Below are 15630 nucleotides of genomic sequence, written 5' to 3'. Positions count from 1 at the left end.
GATGTTGATCGACGACTCCGAGCCCTCTCGGCTTCGCGTGATCGACCTGTTCGCCGGGTGCGGTGGTCTCACCACCGGTTTCGACCTGACGAAGCGGTTCGACCCAGTGGCGGCGGTCGAGCACGACCTCGCGGCCGCGTCGACGTATGCAGCCAATTTCGGCGAGGACCACGTCTTTTGGGGAAAGATCGAAGACTGGGTCGAAGGCGATCTTCCCGAGGCGGACGTCGTCGTGGGTGGGCCTCCGTGCCAGGGGTTCTCGAACCTCGGAAAGAAGAGCCCTTTCGATCCACGGAACGAGCTGTGGCGTCATTACATGGAGACGTTGATCAAAGTTCGACCGCAAGCCTTCCTGATCGAGAACGTGGACCGCTTCAGCACGAGCGACCAATTCCAGATGCTGGCCCGGGAGACGGCCCCGGGCGGCCTGCTCGAGCAGTACGACATCGATGCTCGCATTGTTCGGGCGACCGACTTCGGAGCCGCTCAGCTTCGCCGACGGTTCATCGTCATCGGAACGCACCGCGATCTACCCAAGATTGCGGTGCCAGAGGGAACGGTGGCCAAGGCCGATTGGAAGACGGTCCGGCAAGCGCTCATAGGGCTGGACGAGCATGTTGACCCGACACACCGCGAACTCCCCTCTGGGGTAGTCGGGTTCTTCAGTCGAGATGTCCCGGGCGTCTACCAGTCCCCCGACCTGCATGTCACACGTCACTACACCGATCTGTCCCTCAACCGGTTCAGGCACATCCGGGTGGGCGGCAACCGACTTGACCTGCCGGACGATCTGAAGGCCAATTGCTGGAAAGGTCACGACAAGGGCTCGCTCGACGTAATGGGCCGGATGCACTGGGACCGCCCTTCGGTCACCATCCGGACGGAGTTCTTCAAGCCCGAGAAGGGTCGGTACCTGCACCCTGAGCGCGACCGCGCCATCACGCACCATGAAGCGGCCCGACTACAGGGGTTTCCAGACGACTTCAAGTGGTGTGGATCGAAACTAGATATCGCTCGTCAGATCGGAAATGCGGTACCAATAGAGCTGGCACACGGTCTCGCAACCCACATCGCCGATAAGCTTTGCCACTGAGAGAGAAGTGGCAGCCCTAGCGCGAGATGCGCACAGGAGACCGCCACAAAGAAGTGAACATTACCGCGACGAAAGCCGCAACGCAGTCCCGCCACACCTACGGATACCGAGGACCTACGGCAACGCCGAAGGGGACCGACTCATGCACTCGTCCTGTCACCAGGCAAAGACGGCGTCTTGAACGACCTCTCGTGCATCGTCTCCCGTTCAGGCGTCGGTCAGAGCGGGGGCGCCTACGGCCGATCGACCCCCTTGTCGTCTAAGCTCACGACATGCACGCGGGATTCCTCATTGCACGAGGCGAATGATGGCACGATTCACTACATCAGCGAGGACCGTCGACATGCTCGGTCGGCAGCAGATCGCAGGAATTCCAACGGCTATCAACGAACTATTTAAGAACAGCTACGACGCATATGCATCACGTGTTGTAGTCGACAATCTTCTAGACAAGAACGCCCTTCTCCTCCGCGACGACGGCGTCGGCATGTCCGAGCGCGATTTCCTAGACCGATGGCTGACGGTTGGCACCGACAGCAAGACGACTGGTGGAAGGTTTTCCTCTTTAGCTCCACCCGACGGCTTTGCTCCCCGCCCAGTTCTGGGCGAGAAGGGTATCGGCCGCTTAGCCATCGCTTCATTGGGCGAGCAAGTCCTCGTGATGACCCGACCACGGGATGTAACTAACAACTCTGCCACAACGGTCGCGCTTATCTGTTGGCGCTTCTTCACAGTCCCGGGCCTAACCCTTGATGATATTCGGATACCCACAGTTTCGATTGCGCCAGGCGGCCATGTCGACCATGAACTCGTCGTTGATCTCACGGAAGTGATGCTCGCCCACCTGTCCGAACTGGAGACTCGAATGCCGCCCGAGACGGTGCGGGCAATTCGTAAGGAACTAAACCATCTTCGACAACTTGATTTTGCTGCAATACAACAACTCTCAGGACCTCGTCTCGATGGGAAGGGTTACGGGACACACTTTCTGGTGACGCCGGTCGACGAAACCTTGGCTCTCGAGACGGCTCCACAGGAAGATGGCTCAGCTAGCCGACTCGTCAAACTGCTGATTGGATTCACAAACAGCTTTTCTCGGAAGAACGTCCCGGGGTTCAGGACAGCTTTTCGCGAGATTCGTGAAGGTAGTCCTCCCCGCGACTTGCTTGACGGGGCCGAGTTTTTCAACGAGGAGGACTTCTCGCGTGTCGACCACGAGTTTGACGGTCGCTTCGATGAGAACGGAACATTTCATGGCACCGTAAGAATCTTTGGCGGCGACCCGCTCGAGCACGTGATTCCATGGCCTGGCAGCAATGGTCGAACCAGATGCGGGCCATTCACCATCCGGTTTGGATATGTTCAGGGGACAGCCAAACAGTCACGCCTATCCGATGTCGACTATAATGCTATCAACGCGAAACTCAACCGCGTTGCGGGCCTGTACATCTACCGAGACGGCATCCGCATCCTTCCGTATGGCAATTCGGACGTCGATTACCTCAACATCGAGGAACGGCGCAGCAAGAACGCGGCCTACCATTTTTTCTCGTATCGACGACTTTTCGGTGCCGTCGACATAAATTCAGACGACAACCCCGACCTGCAGGAAAAGGCTGGGCGCGAAGGATTCAGAGAGAATCTTGCTTACCGCGAAATGGTCGCAATTCTGAAAAACATGTTCGTCCAGTTGGCAGCGGACTTCTTCCGGAGCAGCACTGAGGAGGGGAAGGAATACCTGCGCATCCGCCAAGCGCTGCAGCAATCGGCGCGGGAACGGCGCGAGTCTAACGTGAGGCCGCAAAGAAATCGGTTGCGGGAAGAGTTGCAAGTCAAGGTCGCCGCGTTCGAGAACGGGACACCGCAACGCGAAGTTGCCGAGGTGGTGGACGGCCTGCGCAATGAGCTCCAAGAGCGCCGCCATCTGTTTAACCACGCCGCGTCGCCCGGAGAAGCATCTGAGATCATCCACCTCGACACCAAGGCGCGTCGCGAACTTCGCCAGATCTCTCATAGGTACCTGATCGAGCGGCCTGACGGAGTTGGGCTGGCAAGGGATATGCAACGCGACTATTCGGTATGGCAAGAGAGCAACGAAAAGCTCCTCGACACGACATTGCCAGCCGCAGAAGAACAGCTCGACCGGATAGTCACTGCTGCGCTATCCGCGCTGACTGCACCCGAGATTACTGATCGACGAGTCCACGAGGAACTTTTACGAGCCAGCCGTGCCGACATGGAAGAACTTCATGGTTCATGGGGCCATTCGGTGGAACGTTCTCGCTACTCAGCGGACTCGGCGCACCAGCATGTCTTGAATATCCTGAGCGATGCTATCGAGGCAGTCGAAGCGTCCATCAGCGAGGCTACAACCATAGTGTCGGCGGCCAGCGTGGAACACACGAAGGCCGTCCTTACTGCTCGACGAACTGCTTATGAAATAGTCGATAGGTCCATCAAGGCGCAGCAGCAGCGGTTGGGTAGGTTACAGCCAATTCTATCGCGTCTGGTCAACGATGACCCTGCACCTGACGAAGACTTGGTTGCCCTGGAGGAAGAAGTGCTGGCTCTTAGGGATGACGCAGAAGCGGATCTCGAGCTGGCCCAGCTTGGTCGAGCCGTGGAAATCATCAACCATGAATTCTCGGCCAGTGTGACGGCGGTGAGAAACAACCTGCGTGCACTTCGGCCGTGGGCAAGGATAAATCCCGATTTGCGTCCGATCGAGAGCAACCTTTCGGCCTCCTTTGAACATTTGGATGCCTACCTCACCATGTTTACACCTCTACAGCGTCGCCTTTATCGCCGGCCAGTATTGATCACTGGAGATGAGATTTTTCACTTTGTGATGGACCTATTTCGCGATCGAACTCAACGTCACGATGTCTCTATCACAATGTCCGACGCCTTCCACCGAGCATCCGTTTCTGGCTACCCTTCAACCTTCTATCCAGTCTTCCTGAATTTGATCGACAATGCACTTTTCTGGCTGAATCAACGTCCAAAGCCCCGTTCGGTCGTTCTTGACTATGCCGACTCTGCTTGGCTCGTGAAGGACAACGGGCCCGGCGTCAGATTGCGGGACGAGGAAAGAATCTTCGAGATGAACTGGTCACGTAAACCAGGAGGGCGAGGTGTTGGCCTTAAAGTCAGCCGCGACGTCCTACGCAGAAACGGCTATGAACTGCAGCTTCGTCAAGGGTCGGGTCTGGACTGGCCAGCTGGGGCCGGGCATGGACATGCGGACGAGAGGGGTCAGGGAGCTTGCTTCGCGATCGTGCCATTGCCCGATACGACCGAATCTGAGGATATAAATCAGGCCAATATGCATGCAACCTCAAATGAGGCTGGAGAACCACGTCAATGACAAGTACCAGCGTGCCCCGTGCGCGGGCTCGTGAGATTGCGACTCATTATCTGCAGACCGTGGTGGTCGTGGACGACGAGATTTCATTCGATAATAGTGCGGTCCCCTTGAGGCTCGTGACGCCCGACGACACCTCAGACACACCGAATGAGGCGGCCGACGATGTTGCCACGGCGCCTGTCGGTCGCGCAACCGCACGTTTGGACGGACGTTCTATAGTCGAGTCTTTCGCCGCTCAAGGACTTATCTGCGCACTCCTTTCGCCAAAGCCAGGGAGCACTCTGAAGGACCAAGTGCTAGCTGTAGCTCAACGGGCGGACGCCTTCGTTCTCGATTGGCGGATGAATGGGGACGACGGACGGGCGACATTAGCGATAATCAAGGACCTTCTCGGTGGGGACCATCGCAGCCGCCTACGTTTGATTTGCATCTACACCCATGACATCGACCTTGATTCTATTCAGAAGAAGGTGGCTGATGCGTTGGTGAGGCAGCATTCGTCGAAGGATGGCAGCACTCCCCATGGGGTGACGGCCCTGGACGCGGCTCAATCTGAAACGGGAACCCTAGGGGTTCGCGGTCCGGGTTACCGCATCTCGATTATCGGTAAGGGTTCTGGTGCACGCGTGAACACCAAAAGTGCTACGGAATCCGAACTGCCCGACGTGCTGATCGGTGAGTTCGCAGCAGCCAACCATGGCCTGCTGCGAGGTCTGGTCCTGGAGGCGCTGGCCGTATTGCGCGACAACTCGAGCGCACTGGTGGCACGGTTCGACGTGAGCCTTGACGCTGCTTACGCGAGTCATTCTGTACTCACAGGCGATGATGGGGACTTCGCTGTCTCGATCGTGGTGCAGCAGATATCGGCGCTTCTTGAGGCCGCGGGAGTGGCAGGAAACGTGGACCGGTCTGCCATAGGTGCCTGGGCGTCGGAAGTCGTTGCTCAACCAAACTTCACCCCCTTGATTGCACGCGACCAGCACGAACCGCAGGCCGTGGATGCCGACTGGGTGAAGACGCTTTTTCGAGAGATTGAGGTGGGTCCTCAAGAAGCTATCCGGAGCGCCCTGAAGGCCGCAACAAACGGTGGTCAGTCGATTAAGCGTGCCGACCTGACTTTCACGGATGTCGCTTCACTGACGAGTGTTTTTGCTGGTTCTGCGTCCGATGCGGACAGGGCGGATCACTCATTCGCGCGCTTATCATGCGTGGCACGCAGTCATCACGACGCTGTTCCTGAGATCCTCAAGCGCGGGAAGGCTCCGGTTCTTCGACTGGGGACAGTTCTTCGCAATGGCGGCACCGATGGCTGGCAATACTGGGTCTGCGTGATGCCCTTGTGCGATTCTGTGAGGGTCAAGGGGAAACGAAAGTTCCCGCTCGTGCCGCTTCACGTTTCAGGGTCCAATAGCGGAAGCTTCGACGTCGCATTGCTCGACGTCGATGGGACAGAGTTGCGACTTCAAAGCAGTTCGCACCCTTACGAGACGTCTATGCCCACTTTCACGCCGGCGGACTCCGAAGTGCGGGCTATCTGGCATGCAGGAAAGGCCGAATGGCGTTTCGAGGCCGATGGGGATCGACAGACGTACATTTGGCTAGCAGACCTTCGACCAGAGCACGCGCTTAGGATTGCGGTCAACGCGGCTCAAGTCGGCGGGCGAATTGGTCTAGATGAATCGGAGTGGCTGCGACTGAACGGCCGCAACCGCTTAAGGAAGAACCCACAGTGAAATGAGTGGTCGCCCGTCTCCGCCGTTCTCGGTGCTGACTGCCGTCGCGGCAACCTTTCGCTCAAAGGCGCATCACTCGTCGTCGGGATGCGGTTTCTCGCCTCCGCCCGCTCGGCGAGTTCGTGAGGTCATACTCGGCCTCTCTCAGCCGGGGGTGAGCGCCCCGAACTGAGTGGCCCGCACAGCGATCCCCTTTCGCGTGGGCAGCCAATCCCTGGACGACGCCCCGAGGAACGCGGCCCCGCCAGTGGCGGGCCCCAGCGCGCACTGCGCATCAGCCAGCTAGGCGATCGGCCTGCCGTGGCACAACAACAGCTTGTCGGATCGCTCCGCCACCGCGGTGTCGCGTACCTCGTGCAGCTGCGCCGCCGCGTCAACCAGCGTCATCGCCGTCTGCGCGCCGATGGTCCCGCTCGTCGTGAGCCCTAATGTGCTGCATCAGCACGTCGGCCCCCGCCTTGGTCATGACCACCGCTTTCCCGGCGTCGAAGGTATGGGGCGTCGTCACCAGACCGTGCTCGTGCGCGGCCCGGATTATCTCGACATCCAGGTCGAAGCCCATTCCGGTCTTTCCAGATCCGCCCCAAACATACCGGCGATAAGCCATACCGTTGAAGAGTCGGCGAAGCCAGTCCACACCAGCTCGTCGAGGAACGGCCCCATTGCCCGAACGGGTCGGTGCAGAAGACCCAGACGAGAACTGAAGTCTGCACACGACCGGCAGCACCTCGTCGGCCATGTCGACCGTAATCTCGTTCGCTGATGACGTAGCCGTCCTTGTTGAGGACCAACAGGCTGCTGAGCTTGCGGGACTGGCCGAGCACGTGAGCTGCCAACCCCTCGACCAGCTCGATTGACAGCTTGCCAGGCTGCGGAGGACGGCGCCCGTCCCCTCGTCGTTCGACATCTGGGTCACCGACGCCGATGGCCTCGCACGCTGGACCCCGACAGCCCAGAGCGTGCACCGTTGTGGGCTGCCGGGGTTCACACGTTCAGCGGCGGCGGAGGGTGGCGTCCGTGATCGACGGCGGGGCGTACCCCCCGTCGTCCGCGCGGATGTTGGTCCCCGGCGGCACGATCGCGTCGACGGCGTCCAGGACGTCGTCCGACAGCTCGACGTCCACCGCCGGCAGCTGGCTCGTCAGCTGCTCCATCGTCCGCGGGCCGATGATCGACGACGTCACCCCCGGGTGCCGGATCGTGAACGCGATCGCGAGCTGCGGCAGGCTCACCCCTGCCTGCTCGGCCACCCCGGCCAGGGCGTCGGCGGCGTCCAGCTTGCGCTGGTTGACCTGGTCCGAGAGGTCGTAGCGCGAGGCCATACGCCCGCCCATCGCCGATGCGCGGTGCGTCTCCGGCGCGTCGGCGCCCTTGCGCCACTTGCCCGACAGCCACCCACCGGCCAGCGGGCTCCAGACCAGCGTGCCCATGCCGTACTCCTGGGTCACCGGCAGCAGCTCGCGCTCGATCCCGCGCACCAGCATCGAGTACGGCGGCTGCTCGGTGACGAACCGCCCGCTCCGGCGATCAGCAGAAGCCCACTGCGCCTGCACCACCTGCGACGGCAGGAACGTCGAGCTCCCGAAGTAGCGGATCTTCCCCGCCCGCACCAGGTCGGTCAGGGCGTCGAGGGTCTCCTCGATCTCGGTGTCCGGCGACGGGCGGTGGATCTGGTACAGGTCGATGTGGTCGGTCTGCAGCCGCCGCAGGCTGTTCTCCACCTCGGTCACCAGCCACCGCCGGCTGTTGCCCTGCTGGTTGGGGTCCTCCCCCATCGCGCCGTGCGCCTTGGTCGCCAGCACCACCTTCTCCCGCCGTCCGCCGGCGAGCGCCTTGCCGACGATCTCCTCGCTCTCCCCCGCCGAGTACACGTCCGCGGTGTCCACGAAGTTGATCCCGGCGTCCAGCGCGGCGTGGATGATCCGCACCGACTCGTCGTGGTCGGGGTTGCCCCACGCCCCGAACATCATCGCCCCGAGGCAGAGCGGGCTGACCTTCACACCAGTGCGTCCGAGCGTGCGCATCTCCATGTCCCCTTCCTACGCCTCGACGCCGTGACGGGTTGACAGCATCACTATCGATAGTGATACTCTCGACATGCGCATCGCCGAGCTGGCCGAACGGAGCGGGGTCAGCGCCGCCTCGATCAAGTGGTACGTCAGCGAGGGCCTGCTGCCCGCCGGCGAGCGCACCGGCTACAACCAGACCGACTACGACGACGACCACCTCGCCCGGTTGCGGCTGATCCGCTCGCTCGTGGAGGTCGGCGGGCTCTCCGTCGCCGCCGCCAAGGACGTCCTCTCCGCCGCCGACGACCCCGACCACCCGTTCGGCAACACCCTCGGCATCGCCCAGGCCTCCCTCCCCCGGGTCGCCGTCCCGCCGTCGCAGGAGTCGCTGCGCCGGGTCGCCGACGTCGCTCGCCGGCAGGGCTGGACCGTCCACGACGGCAACCCCGGCCTGGTCGCGGCCGCCGTCGTCCTCGACCGCTACCTCGCCCTGGGCCGCGACGACCTCGCCGCCGTGCTGCCCGCCTACGCCCGTGCCGCCGAGGTCGTCGCCGAGGCCGACATCGACACCATCAGCAAGAAGCTGGACGCCGGTCCCGCGACCGCCGCCCAGACCGTCGTCGTGGGCACCGTGCTCGGCGACGCCCTCCTCGCAGGCCTCCGCCGCATGGCGCAGGAGAGCGAGTCCGTCCGCCGTTTCCACCCCGGGAGTCCGTCATGACCGCCGTCCTCGACCGCCCCACCACCGCCGCCCCCCGCCTCAACCGCGTCCTGCTCGGCGTCGCCGCCACCATGGCCGCGACCGCCGTCGTCACCGCCGTCCTGGCCGTCGTCGACCCCATGCAGATCGTCGGCCGCAACGGCTGGCTCAAGCCGCTGAAGTTCGCGATCTCGATCGGCATCTACGCCCTCACGATCGCCTGGCTGCTCACCCTGCTGCCCGCTCGCCGGCAGCGCCTCGGCCGGGGCATCGCGTGGGTCATCGCGATCGCCATGGCCGTGGAGATGGCCGCCATCGTCGGCGCCGTCGCGGTCGGCACCACCAGCCACTTCAACGTCTCGACGCCGCTGCACAGCGCGGTCTGGGCCTCGATGGGCACCGCGATCGCCGCGGTCTGGCTGGTCACCGTGGTGCTCGCCGTCCTGCTGTGGCGGGCCGTCGACGACCCCGCCCGGCGGCTGGCCATCCGGGCAGGGCTGGTCATCGGGCTGGCCGGGATGGCCGTCGCCTTCCTCATGACCTCACCCACCGCGGACCAGCTGAACGACTACTCGGGCATCGTCGGCGCGCACGCGGTCGGGGTGCCGGACGACGGCCCCGGCCTGCCGCTGCTGGGCTGGTCCACTACCGGCGGCGACCTGCGGGTGCCGCACTTCGTCGGCATGCACGCCCTGCAGGCGTTGCCGCTGCTCGCCTTCGGCCTCGAGGCGCTGCGCCGGCGGGTGCCCGCGCTGGCCGAGCCGCGCACCCGGTTCCGCCTCGTCGCCGCCGCGTCGGTCGGGTACGCCGCGCTGGTCGGGTTCCTGACCTGGCAGGCGCTGGCCGGCATCCCCGTCACCGGCTTCCTGGGCTGATCAGCGGGCCGCCCTGGCCTCCTCGCGCCAGCGCTTGCGGGCGGCCGCCACGACGGCGTGCATCGGGTGGCCCCGGTTCTCGGCCTGGTTCAGCGGCGGCTCCAGCTCGGCGATGACGTCGGCCTCGACGGTCCACGGCTGCGGGTGCTCGGACCACGTCAGGTGCAGCGTCCGGGCCATCCACTCCGACAACGCCACCTCGTCGCGGTTGACCAGCACCGGCCGCGTCGTCCAGCGGCTGCGCCAGCCCTGCTGCTCGACCAGCAGCGCCGCGAGCGAACGGCGCAGGGTGGACTGCCCCGTCGTCCCCCGGATGTGGTCGCCGACCACGCGGGAGCGCAGGGTCGAGGCGGACGTCGGACCGTTCGGCGCGATGCCGACGTAGAGCAGCTGCACCGGCGCGGTCGGGTGCTTCGGGCCGGAGATGCCGGGCAGCGCGCCGAACCTGCCCCACCAGGCGTAGAGGCCCGGCGCCTTCGGGATGGCCTCGGCCGCCTCGGGCACCGGCAGCGGTGTCGAGCACAGGGCAGCGACGACGTCGTCCACGGCCCCAGTCAACCCGCACCTCCTAGGCTCGGGCCGTGCCGCACCCGTCCCCTTCCCGACCCGCACGCCGCTCGCCCCTGGTGTGGCTGATCGGCGCGCTCGGCGTGGTGGGCATGAGCAGCCCGGCGATCTGGCTGGTCGCCGTCGCGGTGATGTGGTTCGTCGCGCGCGATGCGCTCAACGGCGGCCTGGTCTTCTACGCCTTCGGGTCGACGCTGCTCGCGATGGTGGTCGGCGTCCTGCTGTTCGCGTTGGCCGACCGGCTCGACCAGCGGCGCCTCGGTCGACCCGACCACGGCGACGAGGACCTGACGGACGGTCACGTCTAGGCAAGACCGCCGACCCACAACCGCCGGTACGCGATCCGGCACCCGTACTCGGCGGGGAAGGGCGCTCAAGCAGGTTGATGACTGGCCGAATACTTATCCGAGAGATAAGTTCTCGACCAGCGTCAGGGGGTGATGATGACCGCGGCACCAGAGGTCATGACACGTGCACCGTTGCGGACCATCCGGCCGCAGGACCTGGCCGAGGTGTACACCCAACCGAACGTCCAGCTCACCCGGTTGGTCCGGCAGGGTGTGGTGCGCAAGGCCGCGCCCGGCGTGTACTACGCGCTGCCCGACGACCGCGACCGTCGGTGGGTGCCCACCCTCGAGGCTGTGGCCGCCGGGGTGGCCACGGCGCTGTACGGCGACCGGGTGCCCGTGCTCATGCACCTGACCGCTGCTCGGCTGCACGGGGCGATCCCGCGTGCCATCACCGCCGCCGTCGTGGCGGTTCCCCGCAAGCACCCCACCGTGCAGGTGGCCGACCGCCCCGACGGGACCATCACCTTCGTCACCCGTGACGTCGACGCCCTCGATGCGGTGCTGCTGCGCACCGATCTCGGTCCCGCGCTCGTCACCACACCCGAGCAGACGGTTCTCGACCTGACCAAGCGACCACAGCTGGGGGGCATGCCGGCCGAGGCCGAGGACGCCGTCCGCACCCTCCTGCCGCGTTGCGCCCCGGAGAGGCTGGCGCGACTGGCGCACGAGCAGCGCATGGGAGCGACCCTGGCGCGGCTGCGGGCTGCACACGAGCCGTCCTAGTGGCCCGCCGCGCGAGAGGCCTCGACCCGGTGGAGCTGTCTGCCGTTCGTGACCGCTTCGGCGTCGCGGACGAGCAGGTGCTCCGGGACCACGCCATCAGCCACGTCCTGGCGGCCCTCTCCGACGGCGACGTCCAGGATCACCTGGTTTTCATCGGCGGCACGGCCCTCTCCCGGACGTTCCTGACCGAGCTCAGGCTGAGCGAGGACATCGACCTCCTCGCGACGGGGCCCCGAGCCGCCGTCGGTGCTGCGATCGAGGACGCGGTCGGCCGGGGGTTGCAGCGGTCGCACGGCACCACGTCGTGGCAGCCGTCGATCGCGAGCACCCGCGGATCGCAGTCGAGCGTGCTGGTGGTCGGGCAGGACATCAGGATCCGGGTCCAGCTGCTCGCGGCGGCCGGCTACCCGCCGTGGCCGACCGAGCGCCGGCCGCTCGAACAGCGGTACACCGACGCACCTCCCGCGACCCTGACAACACCGACCGCGCCCGCCTTCGCCGGGTGGAAGACCGTGACCTGGATGGACCGCCACACACCGCGCGACCTGTACGACCTGTGGGGTCTCGGGCGGGACGGCCACATCGACGCCGAGGCCGCCCGGCTGTTCCGCACCCACGGGCCCACGGCCGGTGACGTGCAGCCGTGGATGTTCGACCGCGTACCGAGCACGGCCGAGAGGACCGTCGCGCTGGGTCACCAGGGCAGGGTCGAGGTGGGTCCGGGTGCTGCGCGGGACGCCGTGCGCGCATGGTGGCGCGGTGCGGTGGCGACCTGACGCTAGGCGCCCCTCAGGGTCAGCAATCGTCCTGCTTCCACTCGCCGTCCTCGCGCGCCCATGGCTCCGAGGTCTGATTGATCGCCGGGACGTCGTACGTGTAGGTCACCCGGGCCAGGTCCTCGGACACCTCAGCCGAGTAGCTGGTGATCGGAAGGGCGGCGCCGTACAGCTGGGACGCCGCGGAGACGATGCCCGAGAACTGGGCCGCCGAGGTGCGGTCCTTGCAACGGGCCGTGAGGAGGTCGTAAGCGACGTCGGCGTCGCCGGTCAGGAAGGCGTCCGAGTAGCTCTGCACCGCGGCACGGAGCTCGCCCTGCGCCGGCTCGTTGCTCGTAGCCGCACTCGACGTATCAGGGCTCGCGGACGACGTGCTCGGAGACACGGAGGCGGAAGGGGGCATAGCCGAGGACTCGTTCGACGTGGACCCGCACCCCGAGATACCGAGCATGCCTACCGCGACGACGCCGACGACGAAGCTCTTCTTCACGTTCACCGCTTCCGCTCTGACCATTGTCCTTGCTCAAGGCAAAGACCGGAGAGCGGAACCGTATCGATCTGGAACCTGCTGCTCGCGCTACCGCTGATGCGGGGTCGGTCACAGCTTCGGGTCAGCGATTGCCTTCACCCGGACGGCCTGGCGGTGCAGGTGGTCGCGTTCGGCGGTGTTGGTCGCCGCCCGCGCGGCCTCGGCGTAGAGCTCGGCCGCACGCACCGGGTCGCCGTCCTTCTCGTGCAGGTGCGCCGCGACCGCCGGCCACCGAGGCAGCCCCGGGTCCAGGTCGGCGAGCGCGGCCAGGCCGGCGCGCGGGCCGTCCGCCTCCCCCACCGCCACCGCCCGGTTCAGCCGCGCCACCGGCGAACCGGTCAGCGCGACCAGCTCGTCGTACCACTCGACGACCTGCACCCAGTCAGTCTCCTCCGCCGACGTGGCATCGCAGTGCAGCGCCGCGATTGCCGCCTGCGCCTGGTACTCCCCCAGCCGGTCCTGCGCGAGCGCCGCCTGCAGCACCGAGACCCCCTCCGCGACGAGCCGGGTGTCCCACCGGGTCCGGTCCTGCTCCGCCAGCGGCACCAGCGCCCCGTCCGCCGAGAACCGGGCCGGACGGCGGGCCGCGTGCAGCAGCATCAGCGCCAGCAGACCGGCGACCTCGGGGTGGTCGTACGCCCGGTGCAGCTGCCGGGTGAGCCGGACCGCCTCGGCGACCAGGTCGACGTCGCCGCTGTAGCCCTCGTTGAACACCAGGTACAGCGTCCGCAGCACGGTCCCGACGTCCCCCGGCGCGTCCAGCCGGGATCCCGACACCGTCTTCTTGGCCCGGCTGATCCGCTGCGCCATCGTCGCCTCGGGCACCAGGTAGGCCTCGGCGATCTGCCGGGTGGTCAGCCCGCCCACCGCCCGCAGCGTCAGCGCGACCGCCGACGACGGGGTCAGCGACGGGTGCGCGCAGAGGAAGTACAGCTGCAGCGAGTCGTCCCTTCCTGAGACCTCGACCGGTTCCTCCGGAGGCGGGGACTCCCGGCGCTGCCGGGCGGCGTCCGAGCGGACGGCGTCCAGGTACCGGCGCCAGGCAACGGTGACCAGCCAGGCGCGGACGTCGTGCGGCGGGTCCGCCACCCAGGTGCGCAGCCCCTCGACCAGCGCGTCCTGGACGGCGTCCTCGGCCGCGGCGAACTCCGCGCCCCGGCGGACCAGCGCCGCGAGCACCTGCGGGACCGCGGCCCGCAGGTCCGCCTCGGTCACTCCGTGACGGTCGGCGGCTCGCTCATCACCGGCCGCAGCTCCAGCCACTCACCCAGCGGCCGCCCGCCCGCGCCCGGCGCCGCGGACAGCTCACCCGCCAGCTCCAGCGCCCGGTCGTAGTCGGCGACGTCGATGATCATCCAGCCGGCGATCAGGTCCTTGGTCTCGGGGAACGGGCCGTCGGTGACCGGCGGCTTGCCCTCGCCGTCGAAGCGGACCCAGGTGCCCTCCGGCGCCAGCGCGTCGGCCGACACGAACTCCCCGGTGTCCTGCAGCCGCTCGGCGAACTCGCCCATGAACTGCACGTGGGCCTGCCACTCCTCCGGCGTCCACTTGTCCAGCGGGACGTCGTTGCTCGGGGCAGGGGCACCGCGGTAGTGCTTGAGCATCAGGTACTTCGGCATGGTCGTCTCCTCGCGTCCGTGCGGCTCATCCTCGCCGCTCACACCCAGGGGACGGAGCCGGGTCGCCGTTCTCGACATCCTCGGCAGACTCGACCGCATGACCTCCGTGCTCGTCTCCGGCGCCAGCGTCGCCGGCCCCACCACCGCCTCCTGGCTCGCCCGCGCCGGCCACGACGTCACCGTCGTCGAGCGCGCCGACTCGCTGCGCGACGAGGGCCAGAACATCGACGTCCGCGGCGCCGCTCGCGAGGTGCTGCGCCGGATGGGCCTCGAGGAGGCCGCGCTCGCGCACGGCACCGGCGAGCAGGGCACCGTCTTGCTCGGCGAGGGCGGCCGCGAACTGGCCCGCTTCCCCGCCAGCACCGACGACACCACCGGCCCGACCGCGGAGCTGGAGATCCTGCGCGGCCGCCTCGGCCAGCTGCTGTTCGAGCACACGCAGGACGACGTCGCCTACCGGTTCGGCGACCAGATCGCCGCGCTCGACCAGGACCCGGACGGCGTCGACGTCACCTTCCTGTCGGGGAAGGAGGAGCGCTACGACCTCGTCGTCCTGGCCGACGGAGTCAACTCCCGCAGCCGCGACCTGGTGCTGCCCGACGCCCCGCGCCGGTACCTCGGCATGGTCATCGCCTACCTGACCATCCCGCGCATCGACGACGACACCGACTGGTGGCGCTGGTACGTCGCCGGGCAGGGCCGCGGGGTCAACCTGCGCCCGGACGACACCGGCACCCAGCGCGCGATGCTGAACCTGATGACCGACGTCCGCGGCATCGACGTCCTCGACCGCGACGCCCAGGTCACCCTGCTGCGGCGGGCCTTCGCCGGCGCCGGCTGGCAGACCGACCGCATCCTCGCGGAGCTCGACGACGCCCCGATGTACCTCGAGGACCTGTCGCAGATCCACCTGGACCGCTGGTCGGTCGGCCGGGTCGTGCTCACCGGCGACGCCGCCTGGTGCGCCACCCCGGTCAGCGGCATCGGCACCACGCTCGCGCTGTCCGGCGCCTACACCCTCGCCGCCTGCCTGGCCGCGCACGACGACCACCGCGCCGCCTTCGCCGACTACGACGCCCGGATGCGGCCCTTCGTCGAGAAGGGCCAGTCGCTGCCGCCGGGCACACCCGGCCTGGCCAACCCGCAGACCGACCTGGGCCGGAAGGTCCTGGGGACGGCGCTCAAGCTGGCGGCGAGCCCGGTGGCGAAGAAGCTCGGCACCGCGCTGGGCCGCTTCGGCAACCCGCCCGCCGACGAGTACGAGCTGCCCGCCTGGCCCTGACACCGGG

16 protein-coding genes are annotated in these 15630 nt (G+C 66.5%); 9 read left to right on the top strand and 7 right to left on the bottom strand.

Translation table 11 applies throughout. The features are described 5' to 3' along the window. Nucleotide 1 precedes the first annotated feature (1 nt). From BM158_RS12290 to BM158_RS21525, 3 genes are all read left to right on the top strand, one after another. Nucleotides 2-1093: a DNA cytosine methyltransferase gene (locus tag BM158_RS12290; protein WP_091561058.1), complete on the top strand. Its 1092-nt coding sequence runs from the start codon at nucleotides 2-4 to the stop codon at nucleotides 1091-1093. Between the two features lie 343 nt (nucleotides 1094-1436). After that, a complete protein-coding gene (locus BM158_RS12285) occupies nucleotides 1437-4460 on the top strand; it encodes an ATP-binding protein (RefSeq protein WP_191328535.1) in 3024 nt (1007 codons plus the stop codon). Continuing rightward, on the top strand, nucleotides 4457-6193 hold the full coding sequence (locus BM158_RS21525) for a response regulator receiver domain (RefSeq protein WP_268247897.1): 1737 nt from the start codon (nucleotides 4457-4459) through the stop codon (nucleotides 6191-6193). Before BM158_RS12285 ends, BM158_RS21525 begins: the two co-directional genes overlap by 4 nt. 282 nt (nucleotides 6194-6475) lie before the next feature. Here the strand turns inward: BM158_RS21525 and BM158_RS22855 are convergent, their stop codons facing one another. The 3 genes from BM158_RS22855 to BM158_RS12270 form a co-directional block, all read right to left on the bottom strand. Then, the gene (locus tag BM158_RS22855) at nucleotides 6476-6580 is read right to left on the bottom strand and encodes a hypothetical protein (protein ID WP_091559035.1); all 105 of its coding nucleotides are present in this window, start codon (nucleotides 6578-6580) and stop codon (nucleotides 6476-6478) included. Beyond that, a complete protein-coding gene (locus BM158_RS12275) occupies nucleotides 6567-6932 on the bottom strand; it encodes a phosphoenolpyruvate hydrolase family protein (protein WP_165628917.1) in 366 nt (121 codons plus the stop codon). Before BM158_RS12275 ends, BM158_RS22855 begins: the two co-directional genes overlap by 14 nt. Nucleotides 6933-7185: 253 nt before the next feature. Then, nucleotides 7186-8217: an aldo/keto reductase gene (locus BM158_RS12270; RefSeq protein ID WP_229827441.1), complete on the bottom strand. Its 1032-nt coding sequence runs from the start codon at nucleotides 8215-8217 to the stop codon at nucleotides 7186-7188. Nucleotides 8218-8290: 73 nt separating this feature from the next. On the opposite strand from BM158_RS12270, the gene BM158_RS12265 reads away from it, so the two are divergent. Both BM158_RS12265 and BM158_RS12260 read left to right on the top strand, forming a co-directional pair. Further along, a complete protein-coding gene (locus BM158_RS12265; protein ID WP_091559027.1) occupies nucleotides 8291-8923 on the top strand; it encodes a MerR family transcriptional regulator in 633 nt (210 codons plus the stop codon). Then, the gene (locus BM158_RS12260) at nucleotides 8920-9777 is read left to right on the top strand and encodes a hypothetical protein (protein ID WP_091559025.1); all 858 of its coding nucleotides are present in this window, start codon (nucleotides 8920-8922) and stop codon (nucleotides 9775-9777) included. The genes BM158_RS12265 and BM158_RS12260 overlap by 4 nt, the downstream gene beginning before the upstream one ends. On the opposite strand, the gene BM158_RS12255 is transcribed toward BM158_RS12260, so the two are convergent. Continuing rightward, nucleotides 9778-10323, bottom strand: coding sequence for a GIY-YIG nuclease family protein (locus tag BM158_RS12255; protein ID WP_091559022.1), 546 nt, complete (start codon nucleotides 10321-10323; stop codon nucleotides 9778-9780). It abuts the gene before it with no gap. 35 nt (nucleotides 10324-10358) lie between these two features. Here BM158_RS12255 and BM158_RS12250 point away from each other — a divergent pair, with 35 nt between their 5' ends. The 3 genes from BM158_RS12250 (at nucleotide 10359) to BM158_RS12240 (ending at nucleotide 12193) form a co-directional block, all read left to right on the top strand. Beyond that, nucleotides 10359-10652 (top strand): hypothetical protein, encoded by a 294-nt coding sequence (locus tag BM158_RS12250; protein ID WP_131802031.1) that lies wholly within the window; start codon nucleotides 10359-10361, stop codon nucleotides 10650-10652. Nucleotides 10653-10808: 156 nt separating this feature from the next. Next, nucleotides 10809-11417, top strand: coding sequence for a type IV toxin-antitoxin system AbiEi family antitoxin domain-containing protein (locus BM158_RS12245; protein WP_091559018.1), 609 nt, complete (start codon nucleotides 10809-10811; stop codon nucleotides 11415-11417). A 29-nt stretch (nucleotides 11418-11446) separates the two neighbouring features. After that, nucleotides 11447-12193, top strand: coding sequence for a nucleotidyl transferase AbiEii/AbiGii toxin family protein (locus BM158_RS12240; RefSeq protein ID WP_207506512.1), 747 nt, complete (start codon nucleotides 11447-11449; stop codon nucleotides 12191-12193). Nucleotides 12194-12212: 19 nt separating this feature from the next. On the opposite strand, the gene BM158_RS22060 is transcribed toward BM158_RS12240, so the two are convergent. The 3 genes from BM158_RS22060 to BM158_RS12225 all read right to left on the bottom strand — a co-directional run bounded on the left by BM158_RS22060 (nucleotide 12213) and on the right by BM158_RS12225 (nucleotide 14341). Then, nucleotides 12213-12683: a nuclear transport factor 2 family protein gene (locus BM158_RS22060; protein WP_207506509.1), complete on the bottom strand. Its 471-nt coding sequence runs from the start codon at nucleotides 12681-12683 to the stop codon at nucleotides 12213-12215. Between the two features lie 108 nt (nucleotides 12684-12791). Next, nucleotides 12792-13937: an RNA polymerase sigma factor gene (locus BM158_RS12230; protein WP_091559012.1), complete on the bottom strand. Its 1146-nt coding sequence runs from the start codon at nucleotides 13935-13937 to the stop codon at nucleotides 12792-12794. Beyond that, on the bottom strand, nucleotides 13934-14341 hold the full coding sequence (locus BM158_RS12225) for a YciI family protein (RefSeq protein WP_091559009.1): 408 nt from the start codon (nucleotides 14339-14341) through the stop codon (nucleotides 13934-13936). Before BM158_RS12225 ends, BM158_RS12230 begins: the two co-directional genes overlap by 4 nt. 97 nt (nucleotides 14342-14438) lie before the next feature. On the opposite strand from BM158_RS12225, the gene BM158_RS12220 reads away from it, so the two are divergent. Further along, a complete protein-coding gene (locus BM158_RS12220; RefSeq protein ID WP_091559006.1) occupies nucleotides 14439-15623 on the top strand; it encodes an FAD-dependent monooxygenase in 1185 nt (394 codons plus the stop codon). Nucleotides 15624-15630: the final 7 nt, after the last annotated feature.

It is taken from the genome of Klenkia taihuensis, from assembly GCF_900112525.1.
GTDB lineage: Bacteria > Actinomycetota > Actinomycetes > Mycobacteriales > Geodermatophilaceae > Klenkia > Klenkia taihuensis.
This window is presented reverse-complemented; position numbering and strand designations above follow the sequence as displayed.

Excerpts from the sequence above, each read along its gene's own strand:
- BM158_RS12265 (WP_091559027.1), top strand. The coding sequence starts at position 8,291 with ATGCGCATCGCCGAGCTGGCCGAACGGAGCGGGGTCAGCGCCGCCTCG.
- BM158_RS21525 (WP_268247897.1), top strand. The coding sequence starts at position 4,457 with ATGACAAGTACCAGCGTGCCCCGTGCGCGGGCTCGTGAGATTGCGACT.
- BM158_RS12225 (WP_091559009.1), bottom strand. The coding sequence starts at position 14,341 with ATGCCGAAGTACCTGATGCTCAAGCACTACCGCGGTGCCCCTGCCCCG.
- BM158_RS12220 (WP_091559006.1), top strand. The coding sequence starts at position 14,439 with ATGACCTCCGTGCTCGTCTCCGGCGCCAGCGTCGCCGGCCCCACCACC.
- BM158_RS12260 (WP_091559025.1), top strand. The coding sequence starts at position 8,920 with ATGACCGCCGTCCTCGACCGCCCCACCACCGCCGCCCCCCGCCTCAAC.
- BM158_RS22855 (WP_091559035.1), bottom strand. The coding sequence starts at position 6,580 with ATGACGCTGGTTGACGCGGCGGCGCAGCTGCACGAGGTACGCGACACC.
- BM158_RS12245 (WP_091559018.1), top strand. The coding sequence starts at position 10,809 with ATGACACGTGCACCGTTGCGGACCATCCGGCCGCAGGACCTGGCCGAG.
- BM158_RS12270 (WP_229827441.1), bottom strand. The coding sequence starts at position 8,217 with ATGCGCACGCTCGGACGCACTGGTGTGAAGGTCAGCCCGCTCTGCCTC.
- BM158_RS12290 (WP_091561058.1), top strand. The coding sequence starts at position 2 with ATGTTGATCGACGACTCCGAGCCCTCTCGGCTTCGCGTGATCGACCTG.
- BM158_RS12285 (WP_191328535.1), top strand. The coding sequence starts at position 1,437 with ATGCTCGGTCGGCAGCAGATCGCAGGAATTCCAACGGCTATCAACGAA.
- BM158_RS12275 (WP_165628917.1), bottom strand. The coding sequence starts at position 6,932 with ATGGCCGACGAGGTGCTGCCGGTCGTGTGCAGACTTCAGTTCTCGTCT.